The following is a 15840-nucleotide window of genomic DNA, read 5'->3' on the forward strand; positions in this document are numbered from 1 at the left end:
GTTATTTCGCCTTCTTGGTTGCTTCCGCCAGTGCTGCTTCTGCCTCTTCAGCGCGTTTGTTCGCCGATTCCAGCTCAGCCGCATGCACCTGCTTCAGTTGCTCAATGGCGTCAGCATGCTCTTTGTCTTTTGCATCAGTGTCTGACTTCGCCTGCTTCAACTGCTCAAGGGCGTCATTGAGTTTTGACTGCAAATCAGATGCACCTGATGCCACAGGCGCAGACGGTGTCGCCACTTCAAAGACGAGCATCTCCCCCTTCTTGTCAGTTGATTTTTCCGCCTTACCCTGCTCGATCCACTTTTCAGCGATCGAGTCATCGACGTCATAAATCTGTCCAGCCTCCAGCTTTTGAAGGCTGGCACCGGCAAAGAGGTTTGCTACCAATACCTTTACGAGTGCCATGTTGTTTCCTTAGCTCGAAGCGTGAATAACAGAGTAGTGGCCGTTGATGTCCTGCTTGACCATCAGGCCAGCAGCTCCCCAGGTACGCCAAACGTAATCTGAGTTGTAGAACTGACGCGGATCGGCGACGGTGCCGAACGCCTGACCGACGATAGGAGCAATCACGCCAGCCTGCAGCGGTACGATTACGATTTCGTTTCCGGTAAGCTCAGCATCTTCTTTGATTGCCGTGATGCCTGACAGTTTGGAGATCTCTTCCAGCACAGTGCGGAGCGAGTTCACATCGAAATACTGTTCCCAGTTGGACATGATTTCGCTGGAGACGTACCACGTCTGCTGGCCGTACTGCATGTTTTGCAGCTTGAGGACGTCACGCAGGGCGATCGCCGCGGCACGCATGGCTTTCGGGTCGGTGCTGGTTGCGAAGTTAACAGTCAGTGTCACCTGGGCCACACGCTCATCGTGACGTAAACCCTTCCAGGTCTTGTCATCGAATTTGATGTAGTTACCGGCTGCGTCACGGAAGCCTTCCCAGATGTAGTCCACATACTGTCGACGCACATCATCAACAGATCCGGCCTGAGCATCCGCCAAGGATGAGAGAGCAGATCCTTTGTTAAATACCGGGTCACGCCAGTTGAACTTAAAGCCGCTGTCGTGGATCGGCACCATGGTGCCATCGAAGGTGTAAGACTTCGCATCCAGCGCAGCACCAATCTGACCGGACATGGAAGTGTGCGCCCAGCCACGGCCGCCGGTGCGAGCGTATTCGTACACAGACTCTTCCAGGCGAACAGAGCGAGACAGCGGCATCAAGTCGTTCAGCAGCGTGAATTCGGTGTTCGGTTCGAATTGCTTCAGCACGGTCTGGTCGTAGGCTTTGTACAGACGGCGGATATCGTCGACTGCGTTTACCGCATTCAGATCTGGTGTATCTTCTGCATCGCCACGCCATTTAGTGCGCGCAATAAAGTCTGCCGCAGCCTGAGCACTGGCATTGCGCGCGGCTGAGAGTTTTTTGAATTGAGAGGAGTTGACCTCGAGGTTCCCGGTTTCGGTGGCCTGTTTAGTGGAGAATACAAACATTCAGGTGCTCCTTATTTAATGACCACGCGCAGGAGGTCACCTGCCGTTGCAATGGTATACGGACGGTCTTCTTCTACGTAGCAGCGGACTGACTCATCAGTGCCGACAGCTTTAACGCGACCATTGGCCACAGAGAGTGGCTGCCCTTTTGTGTAAGTGCCTGCGGCAGCGGGAACGTTGAAGAAAACGCCTGGAGTTGGGTGGAAAGCAACAACCCAGTCGCCAGCCTTGATGATGTCGTCTACGGTTTTGCAACGCAGGTAGTCATAGTTGGCTACGTAGAGGATCGCAGCTTCATTACCATCCGCGGAGGCGGTGAATTTCTTCGTAGTATTGTCGAAGAAACCAATCGTCCCGGGAGGTGTATCAGCGGCTGCAGCACCTTCACGGTGAAGCTGTGGGTTTGCGAAGATACCGCCCGCGTGAATTACGTGTTTTCCGTCTTTAGCCATTTTTTACTCCGGCATTTCGCTGACTGATTGGGTGTTGGTTGCCTGGCGGAATGCACCGTTCAGGCCGTAAGAGGTTTGGCACTTGGCGTACATGGCGTCGAGCGCCTTACCGTCCAGATCTGCGACTTCTTCATCGCTCATATTCATCGCCAGCTTCACAGCTGCGCGCTTTTCGCCCTTTTCTTTGTCGGCGTTCGCGTTCAGGCTGTTGAAAACGACGTCCACGCGATCGGCGAGTTTCTGCGCCCAAGCTGGCATCTCTTCGTTATTAGTGGCCTGTTCTTTAGCCTTCTTGTCATCCGCCTCTTTCTTTTCACGGGCAGCCTTCTCTTCTGGCGTTTCTTCTTTGCTGTCGGCGTTTTCTGCCAGCATCTGGTTGTATGCGTCCATCAGTTCGGCATCGGTTTTACCGTCAACCGATTTACCTTTGGCCTTCAGCGCATTAACGATGAGCTCTTTCATCGGGTCTGTTTCCTTCTGGGTTGAATCGCTGTTGGCGCCGAAAAACGCCTTTAGCTGGTTGAAAAATGTTTTGAATGCGGGGTCTTGCTGGTCTGGGGTAGTGGACTCTTCGAGGTTTACGACCTCGATTTCGACTTCGTCACCCTCGGCGTTAACGAAGATCCCCACGCCCTCTTCCGGCGTTCCGGCACCCGGCTCATCAAGCAGTACAGCCACATGGTCAAACATCATGTTTGTGGCGATCTCGTTGTACTTCTTGCCCTTCGACTCGCCGTTGGCTGCGATGCCGGAATACAGCAGGCCTGTCGAGATATGAATCGGGTCGGAGTTGGTACCGGCCAGCATCTCATCCAGGCGGTTGATCAGGCGCCTGCCCTTGTCGCTCGACTCGGCGTACTGGCGGTTAACGTACATGTCGCCCATCACCTTCCCGTCTTTGTGGCTGACGTTCTGTAGCCAGGCCCCCACGTGGTACTCGTTCACCGCCCGGACATCGCGCGCCGACACATGCTTGCCGTCCACTTTCGGGTGGCCCAGCGGCATCGGGTTACGCTCGAGCGTGTTGTAGGCCTTTTCGATTTCTGCTGCCGGGTACAACTTCCGGTTCATCACAATATCGTCCACGACAGGCGTGATGCCGCGAACCACGATATGTGGCTTGCCGTCGATGGTTTCAGTAGTGATGTTTGAAGCGGAGTTGACGACGGTCAGCACGTTAACGCGGTTGCGTTTCATGCTGGGTCCTCGTTGATGAATTTAAGGCATTAAAAAAGGCCGCCTGAGCGACCTATTTGATGTGTTTAAATTCCCATCGGAATGAGCTGTAAATATACTCTCCGCCATCCTCCCTATCGGTAAGCTTGGCGGTAATTTCAAATTGGCTGCCAATTGGATAAACATTCACATTTGACAACTTTTTAGAACACTCAACAGCAAGTGAGGGGCTAGCCCATTGCCCTGGAATCGGCCTGATATGAACTTTACCCTTCCTGCCTGACGTACTGGCTGGGTAAAAACTCTCTACAATTAACTTACGATACGGCTCTTCTGGTTTTGCCATAACTCCTCCGCAAAACCATTTTGTATCATGCCGCTTCGGCCAATTTCCACTGCTGACGCTCTTTCTTCAACTTATCCGCCAACCCATCATTAAAGATGCTGCCGTCGTCGTTGAGCAGCACCGGTATCTGGCTGCAATAGCAGTTGTACCGGTTGCCATTCTCAGCGTAGAAGTCGCGTACCTCTTCTGTGGTGTAGACCTTGCCGTGACGGCTGGCGTGCCAGGTGCGCGTAGTTGGCTTGAGTGCTGAAAGCCACAGCAGGCCAGTATTTAGCCCCAGCCTGTCAGCAGCCCAGTCCGTCTCGTTCCATTGCGCCTGCCGCAGCGCACCGACCTGCTCAGTCTGAGCGATGGTCTTGGCCTTCGACATCGACACATCGAGGCGCTTGCTGATAACGCTGGCCGTCTCGCGTGGATTTACTCCGCGCGCCACCGCGTCGGTAATGATATTGGTCAGATCGCCGCGGGCGGTGTCGCTGATTACCTTCCAGTCACTGAGCGTTGTCAGCCTGGCCGCCGCTATCTGGTTCAGATAGCCGGGGCTGTTTAAAAGCTGCTGTAGCGTCGTCTGGCTGGCGTACACCTGCGACTGCTGCGAAAGGTTGTTGAATGCCTCCAGCGTGCCGCGCTGCGCCTCTGCGGCGACGTAATCCATCGCCCACATGTTTTGTTCGCCACCATCCAGCAGGTAATCGTCGAGAATGACCTGCACCGCTTCCAGCAGGTCCGCCAGTTCCTGCGCCGACATGTCGTAGATGAACTTGCCGGCGTTGACCTGGTAGAGTCGCATGTCCTCGCCGTGGTCATGGCAAAGGAAGTGCCAGTCATGGCGGTTTACCTCACGCTCTCGCCCGGTCAGGCGCTGGTCGAACAATGCTTTCAGCGCTCGCTTGATGCCGAGATACCTACTCTCGATATCCCGGAACATCGCGGTAACCTGCTTTGCGGAGCGTGTCGGGTCAACCTTGCTACGCGGCACTACTGGCGTACCGACTTTCGCCTTTTGCTCCGGATTCATCGGAAAGAGGATCATCGGTAGTTACCTTTTGGTTTGGGTCAGGAGTTATCACTTCTTCGCGCGGCTCTAACTCTCCCGCTTCCCTGACCTCATTCTCATCGACAGCCGGTGTTCCGTAGGCTTGCTGCGTATCCCTAGCGACAACCGCCATTTCCTTCATGTTGGCAATCTTTTCTTTCTCACTTGGTGCAAGTAAGTCAGACCAGGTTAAAGTTATTTCGCCAGATTTTGGAGGCTCGATGACTTCTACTGTCCACAGCCGCTCAATTACCGCGGTCGCACGGTCAGTCTGGAAGCCTGCGCGACGACCGTTGCAGCGCTTAGCAAAGTCGTTTTTGTCCTGATCTGACGCAAGCCTCCCTGTCTGTTGACCAAAGAGAATGGTGAATGGCATCTGGACTGAAGAGGAAAACTGATTTGCTAACACAGTCCATGTCGGACTCGGATCCGCTGCCGCCACCGACAACACTTTGGCTTCACCATCCTGAGTCACCAGTGCTGAATCTGTACCAGAGTTCAGCTTCTGTATGGCAGCATTTAGCGCTTCTGCCAGTCCTGAGTAACCGGCTTTCTTTGCTTCATCAATGATGGTCTTGAGGTTTGTTTCCTTCGACATGTTAATGCCGAGCTGTCTGCTGGCGTTCTTCAGGAAACCTTCCGCACTCCCGCCGGAAGTTTTCGCCATATCAAGCAGGTCGTTGTAACCAGCTCGCAGGAAAGGAATGCCAGCCAGCGATGACTCGTCTTCTGACCCTTCGCAAAAGATGATGATCCTTTCCGGGTGGATCTTAATCGACCGCATCGGACCGGAAATGTTGCCATTGTCCCCGACTTGTTGCTCCTGGAAGTAATAGAACTTCGGCATGCCGTAGTCTGGCGATTTCTGGTCCTGTTCAAGTTCCCCGGGCTTAACTTGTGCCTCCCATGCAGGAATCATTTTGACCAGGCCACGCTCGCGAGAATTACGCATCACGCTGCGACCGACGGGCTCCCACCACTCCTTACTGTCTGCAAACTGAAGAATCAGGGCGGAGTAATGACCTACCAGATTTCGCCGGTCTGCATCCTTCACCTTAGCCCAGTGTTTCTTCATTAGCTTGGTGACTTTTTTCTCCCAAGGCGTCGACTTTTTCGATTTCTTGGTCTCATCGCCGTCTACGATCACCGGCGTGTCAGTCCAGCATGCATCGAGCAGTTTATGTACCGCGCCAAACGCAGCGCCATTACGCTCATACATGTTGTAGAAGTGGTCAAAATCGAGACGCTCCGGGTAACCAAATTCGCACCATAGATGATGTCGTTTCGTGTTCCCTGACTTTCCTAGCCCTGAAGCATACAACTGGCGCGCACGGCCCACCTCGTTAAGGCTATTCACTATGAGCCCAGCGAGGATTTGCATTTCGTTATCGTTACTCACTGAGATTTCCTTAGGTGAAGAAAATTGCACCGACTTGTTTGTGGTTGTTTTTCGCTACTGCGAAGTAGCGGAACCCGTCGGCGCCGTGTGATGTGAAGTCGTGAAGAGGTTTATCTTTCCAGCATCCTCGCTTGTCATCCCACTCCTTGCGATAACCCTCAAGGTGAGATATGCCCTCAGCGCATTTCTCTTCATCGAAAACACAGGATGGGAGGATTTCACGCACCGACTCAATGCCGGTATCGACACCGACTTTTGGTACCACCTGAAATGTCATGCTGTAAACCTGACCGTCGATCTCATACCCTTCCTGGGCGAGTTCCCTCCGCGATTTTGCGTCTGCACCAAATTCACGATTATCGATGTCGTGCGGGCCCCAGTGCTCACCGTATTCATAGCCGCGGTCTTTCAGCACCTTCATGTAGTGCCGAAGACCTTCACCAGAGTTTTCGTAGTAGTCGATGATGTGAAACTCCTCACCAACTTCGCGAACAAACCAGATAGCCGTGGAGTCGCCCACACCAATATCCCAGAACGTGTGAACCGGTAGATGTGAGTTATCGGGGATTTTGCCGATCCGCTTGTTGGTGTAGAGCCAGCGGAACTGTTTGGCGTAGTACGCGCCCTCGACCGATTGCTGGAACGCCTCCGCCGGTATGGTCGGGTATTCGCGCTTCATGTCGTCGCCGAGCGTCTTTTCTTTGGCGTAATACCAGGCCTTTTGGCGCTCGTTGACGACAACGCCGTGCTTTGCCTCCATCTCAGCAAAGTATTCAACTAAGCGCTGAGGTAGCGGCTCTATCGTGTCAATTGCGTACTGCGGATTCTTCCACCACGAGAAGAAGAAAAACTTCCAGTCGAGCGCGGATAGTGGCTTACCCTGCAGCAAGGCTTTCTCTGCCGTCTGGCAGTAATCGAAGAAGTAACCCGCCCGGCCTTCCGCCGTGCTCTCGATAGTAGCAAAGCAGCCTGTCGACACCGCTTCAAACGCACCTGTGACGATTTCACGGGCTTTGTCAGGATACTTGGCGCATATCTTCCCGAACTCGGAAACGTGCAGATAGCGCAGCGTACCGCCACGAAACGACGTGCTGACGTATAGCGAGCCGCCTTTCTTAAAAACGAGTTCGCCAGACGAATCGTTGCTGGCCGGGTTAGCCGCCTTTATCTCCGCCGGCAGTTTATCGTATGCATACTTCACCTTTTCCCGAAACAGACGCTTTGAATCATTCAGTGTGTGGGCAATCAATGCACACTTTGCCGACTCAAACAGAGCCGCGTCGAGCTGGATGATGCACACCTCGGTGGTGAAGCCGAGCTGTCGAGCTTTCAGGATGATGTTGCGGGTATGGATCCCCTCGAAGTATTCCCGCTGCTCAGGCGTCATCCTGAAGCGAGTCGACTTACCCTCTTTGTCGGTGATCCAGTAAAGATTGTTCAGCCGCCAGTCTTTATTGGACAGCAGCTTGAGGTGCTCAGGTTTCATTACGCCCCCTGAGACAATGAATCCATCAGGTCAGAGAGTTGCTTAACAGAGTTGTCGCCTTCCGGGCCGTCGATATCGTAGGCCTGGCGTTCGAGACCGATGAGGTTCTTCAGTGCTTCACTGAGAGCCTTCACCGACTTAACACGCTCCGGCATGCTGATTACCTTGTGGTAAATCTCATTGAGTTTGTCCTGGCCCTTGTCGTCAGGGTTGAGCATCAACTCTCCGAGTTTCTCCAGCGCCGCTACGTCTGCGCACTCGGCGCCCAACTCATCAAACAGGGCATTGGTTATCTGCCTGGCGCGTTTTATGTCACCGCGATGCTCCATGCGTACTGTAGCAATGACCTCAGCTGTAGCCTCTATAAGTACGCGCTCTGACAAAGTCGTTTCAGTGCGTACCTGTTTGCGTACCTCTGCTTTGCGTACCAGATCGTCGGCGCGCTCTTTCACCTTCGCATTCAGGTCACGAGACCAGTCATCGCGCTTCGCGCGCTTACGGATAGCCCCTTCGCTAATGCCGTGTTGAGATGCAATTTCTCGGAGGGACATCACTCCGGCCCGGTACGCCGTCTCGATGGCCTCCCAGTCCGGCTTGCTCATTCTTTATTCCTGTTGTAATAGCCATTAAAAAAGCCACCTGAAGGTGGCCTTTGTGTTGTTATTGTCTGACGTCATGCTTACTTAGATCGCCTGGGCATCAGCCTTGTCTCTGTCACGTCTAAGCTCAAGAAGCTCCTGAGTTATAATCGCCACAGCAGTGGCTATAAACGCTTCGTCTGTAATCTTTCCGTCTCCACGCTCTTTCTGAAGAGATTTCAGTTCAGATGAATCCTTCGAAAGAATCTCAATATTCTTTATGACAGATGCAAAGTTTTCTTCCCTACAAGCTTCGGGGACTGATGGGGATAAGAATTCAATAACTTTATTTAATATGCTCACAACCACTCCTTTTCAGAGCAATCCTAACAGCGAAAAGGAAACTTTTGAACTACCAGTCATGTAAGTGATCGGAGATGCACGTACCTTAATTGGACTGTTCGGCGGTCGGATCAAACAGCGCCAGCGCTTCGGTCGCTTCCTGAATCGCCTTGCGGGTTTTCGAGACAATCTCACTTTCCGTGTAAACGCGATCGAAAGAGTCTGCAAATAGCTCAGCTTTCAGATTACTGTCGCCAACCCAGTCAATGGCCAACTTCGCCGCGGCAGTGTCGTAGTTAACTTTCTTGATGATGGTCAGGCGGATTTGTTCTGCAGGTGTAATTTCTGACATGTCTTACCTCTATGCGATGGGGGAGCATTATCGAAGCCACTCGATGGAATGGCTCCTGTAATGACACTACAACGACACTATTTTGATGTGCGATATCAATACCCTCACTAGAGGAGACCGAATGATTGTGGTCACTTATAGCCATAAGACGATCAGTCAGGCTATTGAGTTACACAATAGAAATCACACCACCACGTCAAAGGAGAATAAATGATGAAATGCAGTTCATTGCGTAAAATAATAAATCACCCAATTACCTATATCATCACCGCATTCATTATGAGCCTGATTCATTACTGCCTGACCGGTTCGCCTCTATCTTTCTAATTCCCGCCTTATCCAGATTGCACTGCCCCAGCGCAGAGTAAAGCTTCGCGTTTAACTCAAGACTTGCCTGCCACGTGAACGGAACACCTATTTCGGGGATCGGTGTGTCTGCAGTAAGGTCAGCGCTTATAGGGGCCACCGGCGCCGGCACGTAAACCGTCCGCGTATTCCCGCAAGCTGTCAGCAGCGGCAGCAGGAACAAGCTGTTTAGCGCACTGATCGCCTTCAAGCGCCTGCCTGATGTAGATAACACGCTGCTCACTTGCCTGGGAAAGTTCGTTCTTTGCATTCTGGGCTACCCGGGAAATGTCATTGATGAGGTTCATTGCAGTGACTACGCTATTGCTAACGGTCTCGGCGGTTTCCGCCCTGACCGTTGCTTTATCACGCTGCTCTTTGAAGGTGATGGCGTTGTCGCGATAGTGGTTAATCGCCCAAGCCATGGAAACCAGCAGGCAGATAACGACAGCGCAGATGATTGCGGTTAATCGGCCCATTTCTGGCCCCACTCGCAGACTTGGCGCTCTATATCACGTCGAGAGATCAGTCCCTTCCACTGCTTCCCACCGGCATATGTCCAGCGCTGCAGTTCTTTGCAGGCCGCCGGTATATCACCGGAGTTCAGCTTCTTCAGCAGTGTGGAGCTGGCGAAAGCACCAAGGCCAACGTTATAAGTGAAGGAGTAAAGCGCGGCACGGGTAGGCCCAGGGATGCGAACCTTGATCAGCGGGTCGATGGCGTTTGCCACCTTTCGCAGATCTGCCTTGAGCAGGTTGTCGCACTCTTTGTCGGTGTAGCGGTGACCGCGGCGAATGTCGGTACCGGTGTGGCCATCGCAAACAGTCCAGACGCCGACCACATCCTGGTAAGCGTAATAGCGTCGCCCTTCCAGTCCATCAGCATTTCCAAGCATGACAGAAGCGATTGCGATAGCGCCGGAACCGCCGGCGATGGCGCCAATCAGTTTATTCCTGAGCGTCGGGTTCATCTCTGCTCCTGCTTCGTCGGTTGTCTTCGCGGATTTTAAAATACAAATTTGTCAGATACGTTAGTACGGCAATGACAATGCCCACCAGCACGCCGATGGCATTCCACTGCTCGGGGCTGTAGGCATTAAGCATGCCATTCAGGATGCTCCCGGCTGAAGCGCCATACGCAGCACCAGTGGTAATCTTTTCCATGGAATACATACTCTCACCTCGCGTAGTTAGCGGGTGCTGTGTGTGTTTGAAAGGATCAGGACCGTCGGGCTGATTTATCAACAAAGCTCGTCGTAGATGATTCCCGCGGTCCTGAAATAAAAAGGCCGCGCAAAAGCGCAGCCTTGAAATGAGTTTTATCGAATGTCGATTTGCCCTTTTGCGGCAAAAAAAAGCCTGCTATGGAGCAGGCCAAGAAGTAGGTTCATGTCAGACCAAACCGACAGCATCATTCCAAGTATCCCGAGCTACTGTTTTACCTGGAGGGCAATCGATGCTTCGCTTTGTCTTTCGTATATATAGCATGCGTTACAGAAGTGGGAAACGTAGCAAGAACATAAAATTACAGAGTGGTTTTAACGCTCTGTAGACATTAAGATCCGATGTGTACTTAATGACAAGGAGTCAATATGAAACAGGTGATTTTAACAACAGTCTTGCTAGTATCCTCAGCGAGCGGCTTCGCTTCAGACACAGTCGGAAAATACAAACAAGGCGACTGCATAATAGGTACCGACCCACATTATAGCTGGAATGGCCAGATCGCCGCCGTTGAAGCATATTCTGAAATCTCGGGCTTTTTCGGGCCTAAATACATCCTTAATTTTCCAAAATACAAATCTAGTGCTGTAGTCTTCGACAAGGACATCGAAGCGCACTCAACCAAAATTGGAGATAATTTCTGTAGAAATCTTTAAGACAAAAAACCCGCTCAGAGGCGGGTTAACGTAAAATTGGCACACTATCAAATTTACATGAAATATATGCTTTTCAGTTCGGTTTTGCAAGACTTGCATCTAAATTTGTCGCCTTTTGTTGTGAACGTGATCGCGTAGTCGATATGAGCGCGTCGTTATCAAGCCTAACTAAGTTGCTGCGCATAGCCAGCCAATGAGGTAGATAGGTTTCCGTCCATGTGGATTTTGCTACGCCAACCAGTTCCGCCAGTTCCTGATATTCGTATGTGTCACGCCCCGCCAGTTCGGCTTTGACATCCTGCGCTGCCAGCCAGATAAGCTGCCGCAGGCGATCAACTGTTTTCTTTGCAATGCGAATGCCGGCCAGCTTCTCGCTGAATTGTTCCCACGCCCACCGGGTGATTGTCTCCTGGTGCTCCCAGCGGATATTGTCGCTGTAGTTCCAGAGCAGCCAGGCCTTCTGATGTTCTTCCAGCGACAGGAGAGCGCGGCGCCAGCTGGCAGTAGAAAACTCAACGGGCTGCACCAGGGCTATGGCTGAGCCTTTGGCGCGGGACTGCTTGCCGGGAACCGGAGGATTACTCGGCTTGACCATTCTCCCTGTCGCCGGGTCGACTACCTTCATCCGCTTATTGCTGCGAGCCGTCGCTTCAAACATTGCGTTCTCAGCGAAAGCTACCAGTTGCCCTTTCGTCGCCCCGCTCAGATCTGCGGTCGCCACAATGAGCTGCTGACGTACGTATTCCAGTTGCTGACTGTTCATGCGGCTTCCTTCTGTGGCTGGTTGGTTTTGGTCTGGCTGTGCTTTGCTACTGGCGGCAGGTTGGCGCGCTTAACGCTTTCGGCCTGGTATCGCAGGAAGTCGGCGTGGTTCATGCGGCCTCCAGTTCGGTGATGGTCAGTTCAAGCCTGCCGCCTTTGACAATTGGCATCCTCTTCACGCTGTAGTAGTCAACCTGCTGATCATCGAGCCAGAAACCAGATTTCGTCAGGGCGTCGAATGCTGCCTTTTGCAGGTTGTCCAGGTCACGGCGACGCCGGTCAGGCATGTGGCACTCGATACGGATTTTCACCGGTGTCGATAGGCCGATATCCAGCATTGCGTCTTTGATGATTCTTGCGACGCTGTCTTGGTACGCCTGCCCTTCTGCGCTGATATGCGTGCGCCCGCGGTTATGCCGGTAGTAGCGATTGTTGCTCGGTGGCCAGGGTAATGAGATCCGGTATTGGTTAGCCATGCTGCTCACCCCACTCTTTTGCCCATTCAATTTCGAGACGGGATTTCTCGCTGAACTTGACGCCCTGCTGTGTGCCGAACCAGTAGATAGCCTCAATGACCTCTACCATCTGTCGAACGGTCATCTTGCTGGTACGCTGACCAAACATCACAACGCCGCCATCAAGTCCGGGCGCCATTCGTTGTTCTTGTTTTTTGGCCTTAGCTACCATCGCCGTTATGAGGTCTTTCCAGTCGTCTGAATCGTATTTGTTCCCGAACCAGGTAACCTGGTCAGACAGATCTTTAAGGAGAGGCCACATCTTGCGGTTCTGATCCAGTGTGCGAGTCATCTCTTTGATATCGAGAATCAGCGGCCGCTTCAGGTCAACCGGTAACGTGCGGATGAAGTTGATAGCGTTCTGTTTAACGTTTTCGTTGATGAGGTGGAATTGTTGCTTCACGCTTCACCTCCTGAGAGATAAAACGCAGAATGCAGAAAATCGCAGGTGCATTTCTGCATCTGTGACTGGTTGAAAGGTGTTCTGATTGTCGTTTGCACTTTGAGTCCCCTCAAAGCGCAGAAGTCACCGGAGTTGTTCAGGCTCCGATGACATGATTATGGCGGGTTGATAATGGAAAATCAATTCATCTACAAGGAACCGGCGTTGGGCACTCCCTAATAACAACTAACTGCAATTCTTCCTGAGTAGGTATAACGTCAGCAGCCACATTATATCTCTTTCCATTGCATTCCATTAAATGAACCTTTAAATGGTAAAAACGTAATTCAGCTCCTGGAGGCGTCTCATCTCCAGCCCTCATCAATACAGGTTTTGAAACAACTCTAACTACCTCTAGGTTATCTTCAAACTGCCTTACGTCTCCGGCATAACCATGCCCAAAAACTATGTAATCTTGCATGTCATTCACCTCATTAAAGTTATGGAAGATAATATCCCTAATGTAACTTTCGGATTCAAAAATTTTTTTACAATTTGAGATGGCTGACGAATTTGTGTCTCAAGTCTTTCCGGTCTGCTGTAGGTTGAGGAATCTACATCATACCGGGTGCGGCTCCTTCCCTGCACCGCTTCAATTCACATAGTGCGCTTAGTATCTGTCCAGACTCTTCAGCTTCCTGTTCTGAACCTAATTCAGACATCATTTCTGAATGTGCCTATGTTTTTTCGATGAGAGCATTTAACTCTTCATCAGTGAGAATCTTTGACATGCTAGTTTTCTCTTAAAAGACGGCTTGCGGAACACACAGTATCAAAAAAACCCGCCATGGCGGGTTTATATTGTTTTGAAGCGGCTCAGGAGATTAGCTATCCTTGAATCCTGGCTTGCCATTTTTTGCACGCCATTCTTTTACTTCCTTTACAACCCCCTCTGGACTATCCTCTCGGTCCTTTGGAGGATAGAAGATAACATCAGAACCATCAGGGTGCTCAGTAAGCCGTTCAAACTCTAATACGTTTTGTACGTCTTCGTCTTCCGTTGTAGTATTTGGGTTAAATATCTTTTTTACGAAAGCTAAAAATTCAGCTTCGGTAAAATCAGAAATACTTTTTTTATCGTCCATCATTTACCACCATTACTTTTGTGTACTTCAATGTGTTTTTTGGGAGTCATAACCCGCAAGTTATCAACATCAAATACATCCCCACCATCTTTAATAGCTTTTACGTGATGTAACTCATGTTTAAGTCTTCCTCCAACACGCTCACTTTTGCGGACGAAGGACGACTTTCCTAACTTAATACTACCTAAGCTAGCTTGATCAAACTGCTCACTTAGCTCTGGGGTATCAGAAACAGTCTTCCAGAAAGCTCTGCGGAACGAATTAAAGTTCGAGAACTCACGACCACGTAATTTATCAGCAATCTGGCTTGGAATTGGAGAGCCTAGTTCCTCACCCGCTTTGTCTAACCAACCATCACCAACCTGCTCCCCTTTACCGGTGACTTTGCCTGGCAAGTCTCGAGGGCTAGCCAACATAACATAAATGGGCTCAACTCCACTTACAAGCGCGTCAGGCTGCCAATAGATAAAGTCCTGTATCGCCAAATCTTCCGCAGCTGGATAGGTCGTTGTTACGATGCTATCTGCTTGTCGGATATCTGTGCCCGTATGTACAGGAGTCTTTGGCACTGGCCCCGTATTACCGGTATTGGCAGGTACTGTTGGCCCGCTTGGAACAGGGTTAATCAGAATGGTACGAGATGGAGCGCCTGCCACTGCCGGAACCGTAATGCGATCAAGGCCAGTAGCTTCATCCCGGACTGCATTAAGTACCGGAACAGCTGCAGACACCCCGCCGACACCAGTTTTAACCATGTGTACGGACTGACGACCATCATCGTCAGTAGTAATGAAGCTACGTACTGGTAAGTTGACACTGGTCATCCCTGGCTCAATACTAACCTTACCTGCCGCCATCAATCGGGCCTGCACAGCCAGCATTTCAATATCTCGTCCCGGTACTCGATCGCTACCTGTCCCCACTGGAATTGGTGTAAATCCAGCTACAAATGCACCTACCATAGCCCCAACTGGACTAACCACTGCAATGTCGGAAACGGCAACAGCTCCTCGCCATAAGGCACTGGCTACCCAACCGGCCAGCTCACTAGCAGTAGTCATAACGCCACCAGCTACCGATGTAAGCTGTAATGCAGCAGGCGCACGGTTAAGGGCCATAACTCCGGCTTTCGCAAGTGCAGCACTGCCTGCCGCGGCCTTTTCTGGGGAGTAAGATGGAGTCGGTAAAATACCGGCTTTCTTGTAAAGAGCCTGTCGTGCCTCCTCAGCTTTTCGTGCTTCTTCAGCCTTCCTTGCCTCTTCAGCTTTACGTGCTTCCTCCGCTTTTCTTGCCTCCTCAGCTTTACGCGCTTCTTCAGCCTTCCTTGCCTCCTCGGCTTTCCTGGCAGCTTCAGCCTGACGTGCAGCCTCCTCAATATCCGCCTTAATCTGCTTGCTAGTATTCCAGGCATCAGTAAGTGAAGGAACTTCCACATCCTTGTCCCGATAACCAGTACGGTCGTCACCCTTACCCCCACCATTTATGATGTAAGCAACACGTACCCGGGTCATTACTTTATCGTTGCTGAGCCAAAATCCATTTGGAATTGTCCCTTGCAGTACTGAAAGATAAATATCTGGCGAGACCTTGTTTTGTGCTGCGATAGTTCCACTATCGTTGCTACCACCGGTTCCGCCAATCCCGGGCGGAGTTTTACCCAGCACATGCCCGGTTTCAATACTTCCGCCAGTATACATAAACCCATTATTAGCATGTACGGTGATAATATTACCCAGCCCAAGAGCCGAGGCCTGATCTGCCGAAATATCGGTGATGCCGAGTTTTAAAGTACCAGTCTCAGTTAACTCTGTAATAGACAGGTGTGCATTGGGATTGATCGCTTTGGCACCTTTAATAATCGCCGATAATTTACTCTTAACTGCTGGGTCGTTTACTACTGCATCAATTTGTCGGCGAGCAGCTGTATAGCCAGAAGATGAGCCGCCACTGTCATTACCACCAGTACCGTTAGAACCGCCTCCAGGAGTAGAATTATCAGGTCGTTCATTTAAGTTTGCACCGGAGCCCCCCAAGTTCTCACCCGCAATTTCTCCAGGCCCTTTGAGTTCAGTTGACATTTTATAAATCCTTTTTTTACATCAGCAGGGTATTAACTCCTGCTAATGTGTTAATAATGACAAATCTAATTTATTAAT

General features: G+C 51.2%; 22 protein-coding genes and 2 pseudogenes. 1 reads left to right on the forward strand and 23 read right to left on the reverse strand.

Annotated elements, in window-relative coordinates:
* Window position 1: 1 nt before the first annotated feature.
* The 15 genes and pseudogenes from EAE_RS22490 to EAE_RS22555 form a co-directional block, all read right to left on the reverse strand.
* Entirely contained in the window at window positions 2-403 is a 402-nt protein-coding gene (locus EAE_RS22490; protein WP_015705875.1) for a hypothetical protein, read from the reverse strand.
* 9 nt (window positions 404-412) lie between these two features.
* Window positions 413-1489, reverse strand: a complete 1077-nt coding sequence (locus EAE_RS22495) for a major capsid protein (protein WP_015705876.1) — start codon at window positions 1487-1489, stop codon at window positions 413-415.
* 11 nt (window positions 1490-1500) lie between these two features.
* Complete coding sequence (locus tag EAE_RS22500; RefSeq protein WP_015705877.1) at window positions 1501-1941, reverse strand: hypothetical protein; 441 nt, start codon at window positions 1939-1941, stop codon at window positions 1501-1503.
* Between the two features lie 359 nt (window positions 1942-2300).
* Window positions 2301-3138 (reverse strand): annotated as a pseudogene (locus tag EAE_RS22505) (DUF2213 domain-containing protein); the annotation flags it as partial.
* 52 nt (window positions 3139-3190) lie between these two features.
* Window positions 3191-3463 carry a hypothetical protein gene (locus EAE_RS22510; RefSeq protein ID WP_015705879.1) on the reverse strand — a complete coding sequence of 91 codons (273 nt, stop codon included), beginning with the start codon at window positions 3461-3463 and terminating at the stop codon, window positions 3191-3193.
* A gap of 25 nt (window positions 3464-3488) precedes the next feature.
* On the reverse strand, window positions 3489-4496 hold the full coding sequence (locus EAE_RS22515; protein ID WP_015705880.1) for a phage minor head protein: 1008 nt from the start codon (window positions 4494-4496) through the stop codon (window positions 3489-3491).
* Window positions 4432-5880, reverse strand: a complete 1449-nt coding sequence (locus EAE_RS22520) for a DUF1073 domain-containing protein (protein WP_032709986.1) — start codon at window positions 5878-5880, stop codon at window positions 4432-4434. Before EAE_RS22520 ends, EAE_RS22515 begins: the two co-directional genes overlap by 65 nt.
* Before the next feature lie 28 nt (window positions 5881-5908).
* Window positions 5909-7384: a phage terminase large subunit gene (locus EAE_RS22525; protein ID WP_015705882.1), complete on the reverse strand. Its 1476-nt coding sequence runs from the start codon at window positions 7382-7384 to the stop codon at window positions 5909-5911.
* Entirely contained in the window at window positions 7384-7986 is a 603-nt protein-coding gene (locus EAE_RS22530; RefSeq protein ID WP_015705883.1) for a hypothetical protein, read from the reverse strand. The genes EAE_RS22525 and EAE_RS22530 overlap by 1 nt, the downstream gene beginning before the upstream one ends.
* A gap of 81 nt (window positions 7987-8067) precedes the next feature.
* Window positions 8068-8325 carry a hypothetical protein gene (locus EAE_RS22535; RefSeq protein WP_015705884.1) on the reverse strand — a complete coding sequence of 86 codons (258 nt, stop codon included), beginning with the start codon at window positions 8323-8325 and terminating at the stop codon, window positions 8068-8070.
* Window positions 8326-8410: 85 nt separating this feature from the next.
* Window positions 8411-8656, reverse strand: coding sequence for a DUF2560 family protein (locus EAE_RS22540; RefSeq protein WP_015705885.1), 246 nt, complete (start codon window positions 8654-8656; stop codon window positions 8411-8413).
* A gap of 277 nt (window positions 8657-8933) precedes the next feature.
* Window positions 8934-9134 carry an Rz1-like lysis system protein LysC gene (lysC, locus tag EAE_RS25375; protein WP_420828466.1) on the reverse strand — a complete coding sequence of 67 codons (201 nt, stop codon included), beginning with the start codon at window positions 9132-9134 and terminating at the stop codon, window positions 8934-8936.
* Entirely contained in the window at window positions 9103-9480 is a 378-nt protein-coding gene (locus EAE_RS22545) for a lysozyme (RefSeq protein WP_015705888.1), read from the reverse strand. Before EAE_RS22545 ends, lysC begins: the two co-directional genes overlap by 32 nt.
* On the reverse strand, window positions 9468-9971 hold the full coding sequence (locus EAE_RS22550; RefSeq protein WP_015705889.1) for a lysozyme: 504 nt from the start codon (window positions 9969-9971) through the stop codon (window positions 9468-9470). The genes EAE_RS22545 and EAE_RS22550 overlap by 13 nt, the downstream gene beginning before the upstream one ends.
* Entirely contained in the window at window positions 9949-10173 is a 225-nt protein-coding gene (locus tag EAE_RS22555; protein WP_015705890.1) for a class II holin family protein, read from the reverse strand. The genes EAE_RS22550 and EAE_RS22555 overlap by 23 nt, the downstream gene beginning before the upstream one ends.
* Before the next feature lie 419 nt (window positions 10174-10592).
* Here EAE_RS22555 and EAE_RS22560 point away from each other — a divergent pair, with 419 nt between their 5' ends.
* Window positions 10593-10880, forward strand: coding sequence for a hypothetical protein (locus tag EAE_RS22560; RefSeq protein ID WP_015705892.1), 288 nt, complete (start codon window positions 10593-10595; stop codon window positions 10878-10880).
* Between the two features lie 73 nt (window positions 10881-10953).
* On the opposite strand, the gene EAE_RS22565 is transcribed toward EAE_RS22560, so the two are convergent.
* The 8 genes and pseudogenes from EAE_RS22565 to EAE_RS22590 form a co-directional block, all read right to left on the reverse strand.
* Complete coding sequence (locus tag EAE_RS22565) at window positions 10954-11643, reverse strand: bacteriophage antitermination protein Q (protein WP_015705893.1); 690 nt, start codon at window positions 11641-11643, stop codon at window positions 10954-10956.
* The gene (locus EAE_RS25380; RefSeq protein ID WP_015705894.1) at window positions 11640-11756 is read right to left on the reverse strand and encodes a hypothetical protein; all 117 of its coding nucleotides are present in this window, start codon (window positions 11754-11756) and stop codon (window positions 11640-11642) included. Before EAE_RS25380 ends, EAE_RS22565 begins: the two co-directional genes overlap by 4 nt.
* A complete protein-coding gene (gene rusA, locus EAE_RS22570) occupies window positions 11753-12118 on the reverse strand; it encodes a crossover junction endodeoxyribonuclease RusA (RefSeq protein WP_015705896.1) in 366 nt (121 codons plus the stop codon). The genes EAE_RS25380 and rusA overlap by 4 nt, the downstream gene beginning before the upstream one ends.
* A complete protein-coding gene (locus tag EAE_RS22575) occupies window positions 12111-12560 on the reverse strand; it encodes a recombination protein NinB (protein WP_015705897.1) in 450 nt (149 codons plus the stop codon). The genes rusA and EAE_RS22575 overlap by 8 nt, the downstream gene beginning before the upstream one ends.
* A pseudogene (locus tag EAE_RS25385) lies at window positions 12557-12625 on the reverse strand (hypothetical protein); the annotation flags it as partial. The gene EAE_RS22575 and the pseudogene EAE_RS25385, both read right to left, overlap by 4 nt.
* A gap of 119 nt (window positions 12626-12744) precedes the next feature.
* On the reverse strand, window positions 12745-13020 hold the full coding sequence (locus EAE_RS22580; RefSeq protein ID WP_131618411.1) for a hypothetical protein: 276 nt from the start codon (window positions 13018-13020) through the stop codon (window positions 12745-12747).
* Between the two features lie 403 nt (window positions 13021-13423).
* Window positions 13424-13687, reverse strand: a complete 264-nt coding sequence (locus tag EAE_RS22585) for a bacteriocin immunity protein (protein WP_162490411.1) — start codon at window positions 13685-13687, stop codon at window positions 13424-13426.
* Window positions 13684-15762 (reverse strand): S-type pyocin domain-containing protein, encoded by a 2079-nt coding sequence (locus EAE_RS22590; RefSeq protein ID WP_015705899.1) that lies wholly within the window; start codon window positions 15760-15762, stop codon window positions 13684-13686. Before EAE_RS22590 ends, EAE_RS22585 begins: the two co-directional genes overlap by 4 nt.
* Window positions 15763-15840: the final 78 nt, after the last annotated feature.

The sequence above is a fragment of the Klebsiella aerogenes KCTC 2190 genome (assembly GCF_000215745.1).
GTDB classification, from domain to species: Bacteria; Pseudomonadota; Gammaproteobacteria; order Enterobacterales; family Enterobacteriaceae; genus Klebsiella; species Klebsiella aerogenes.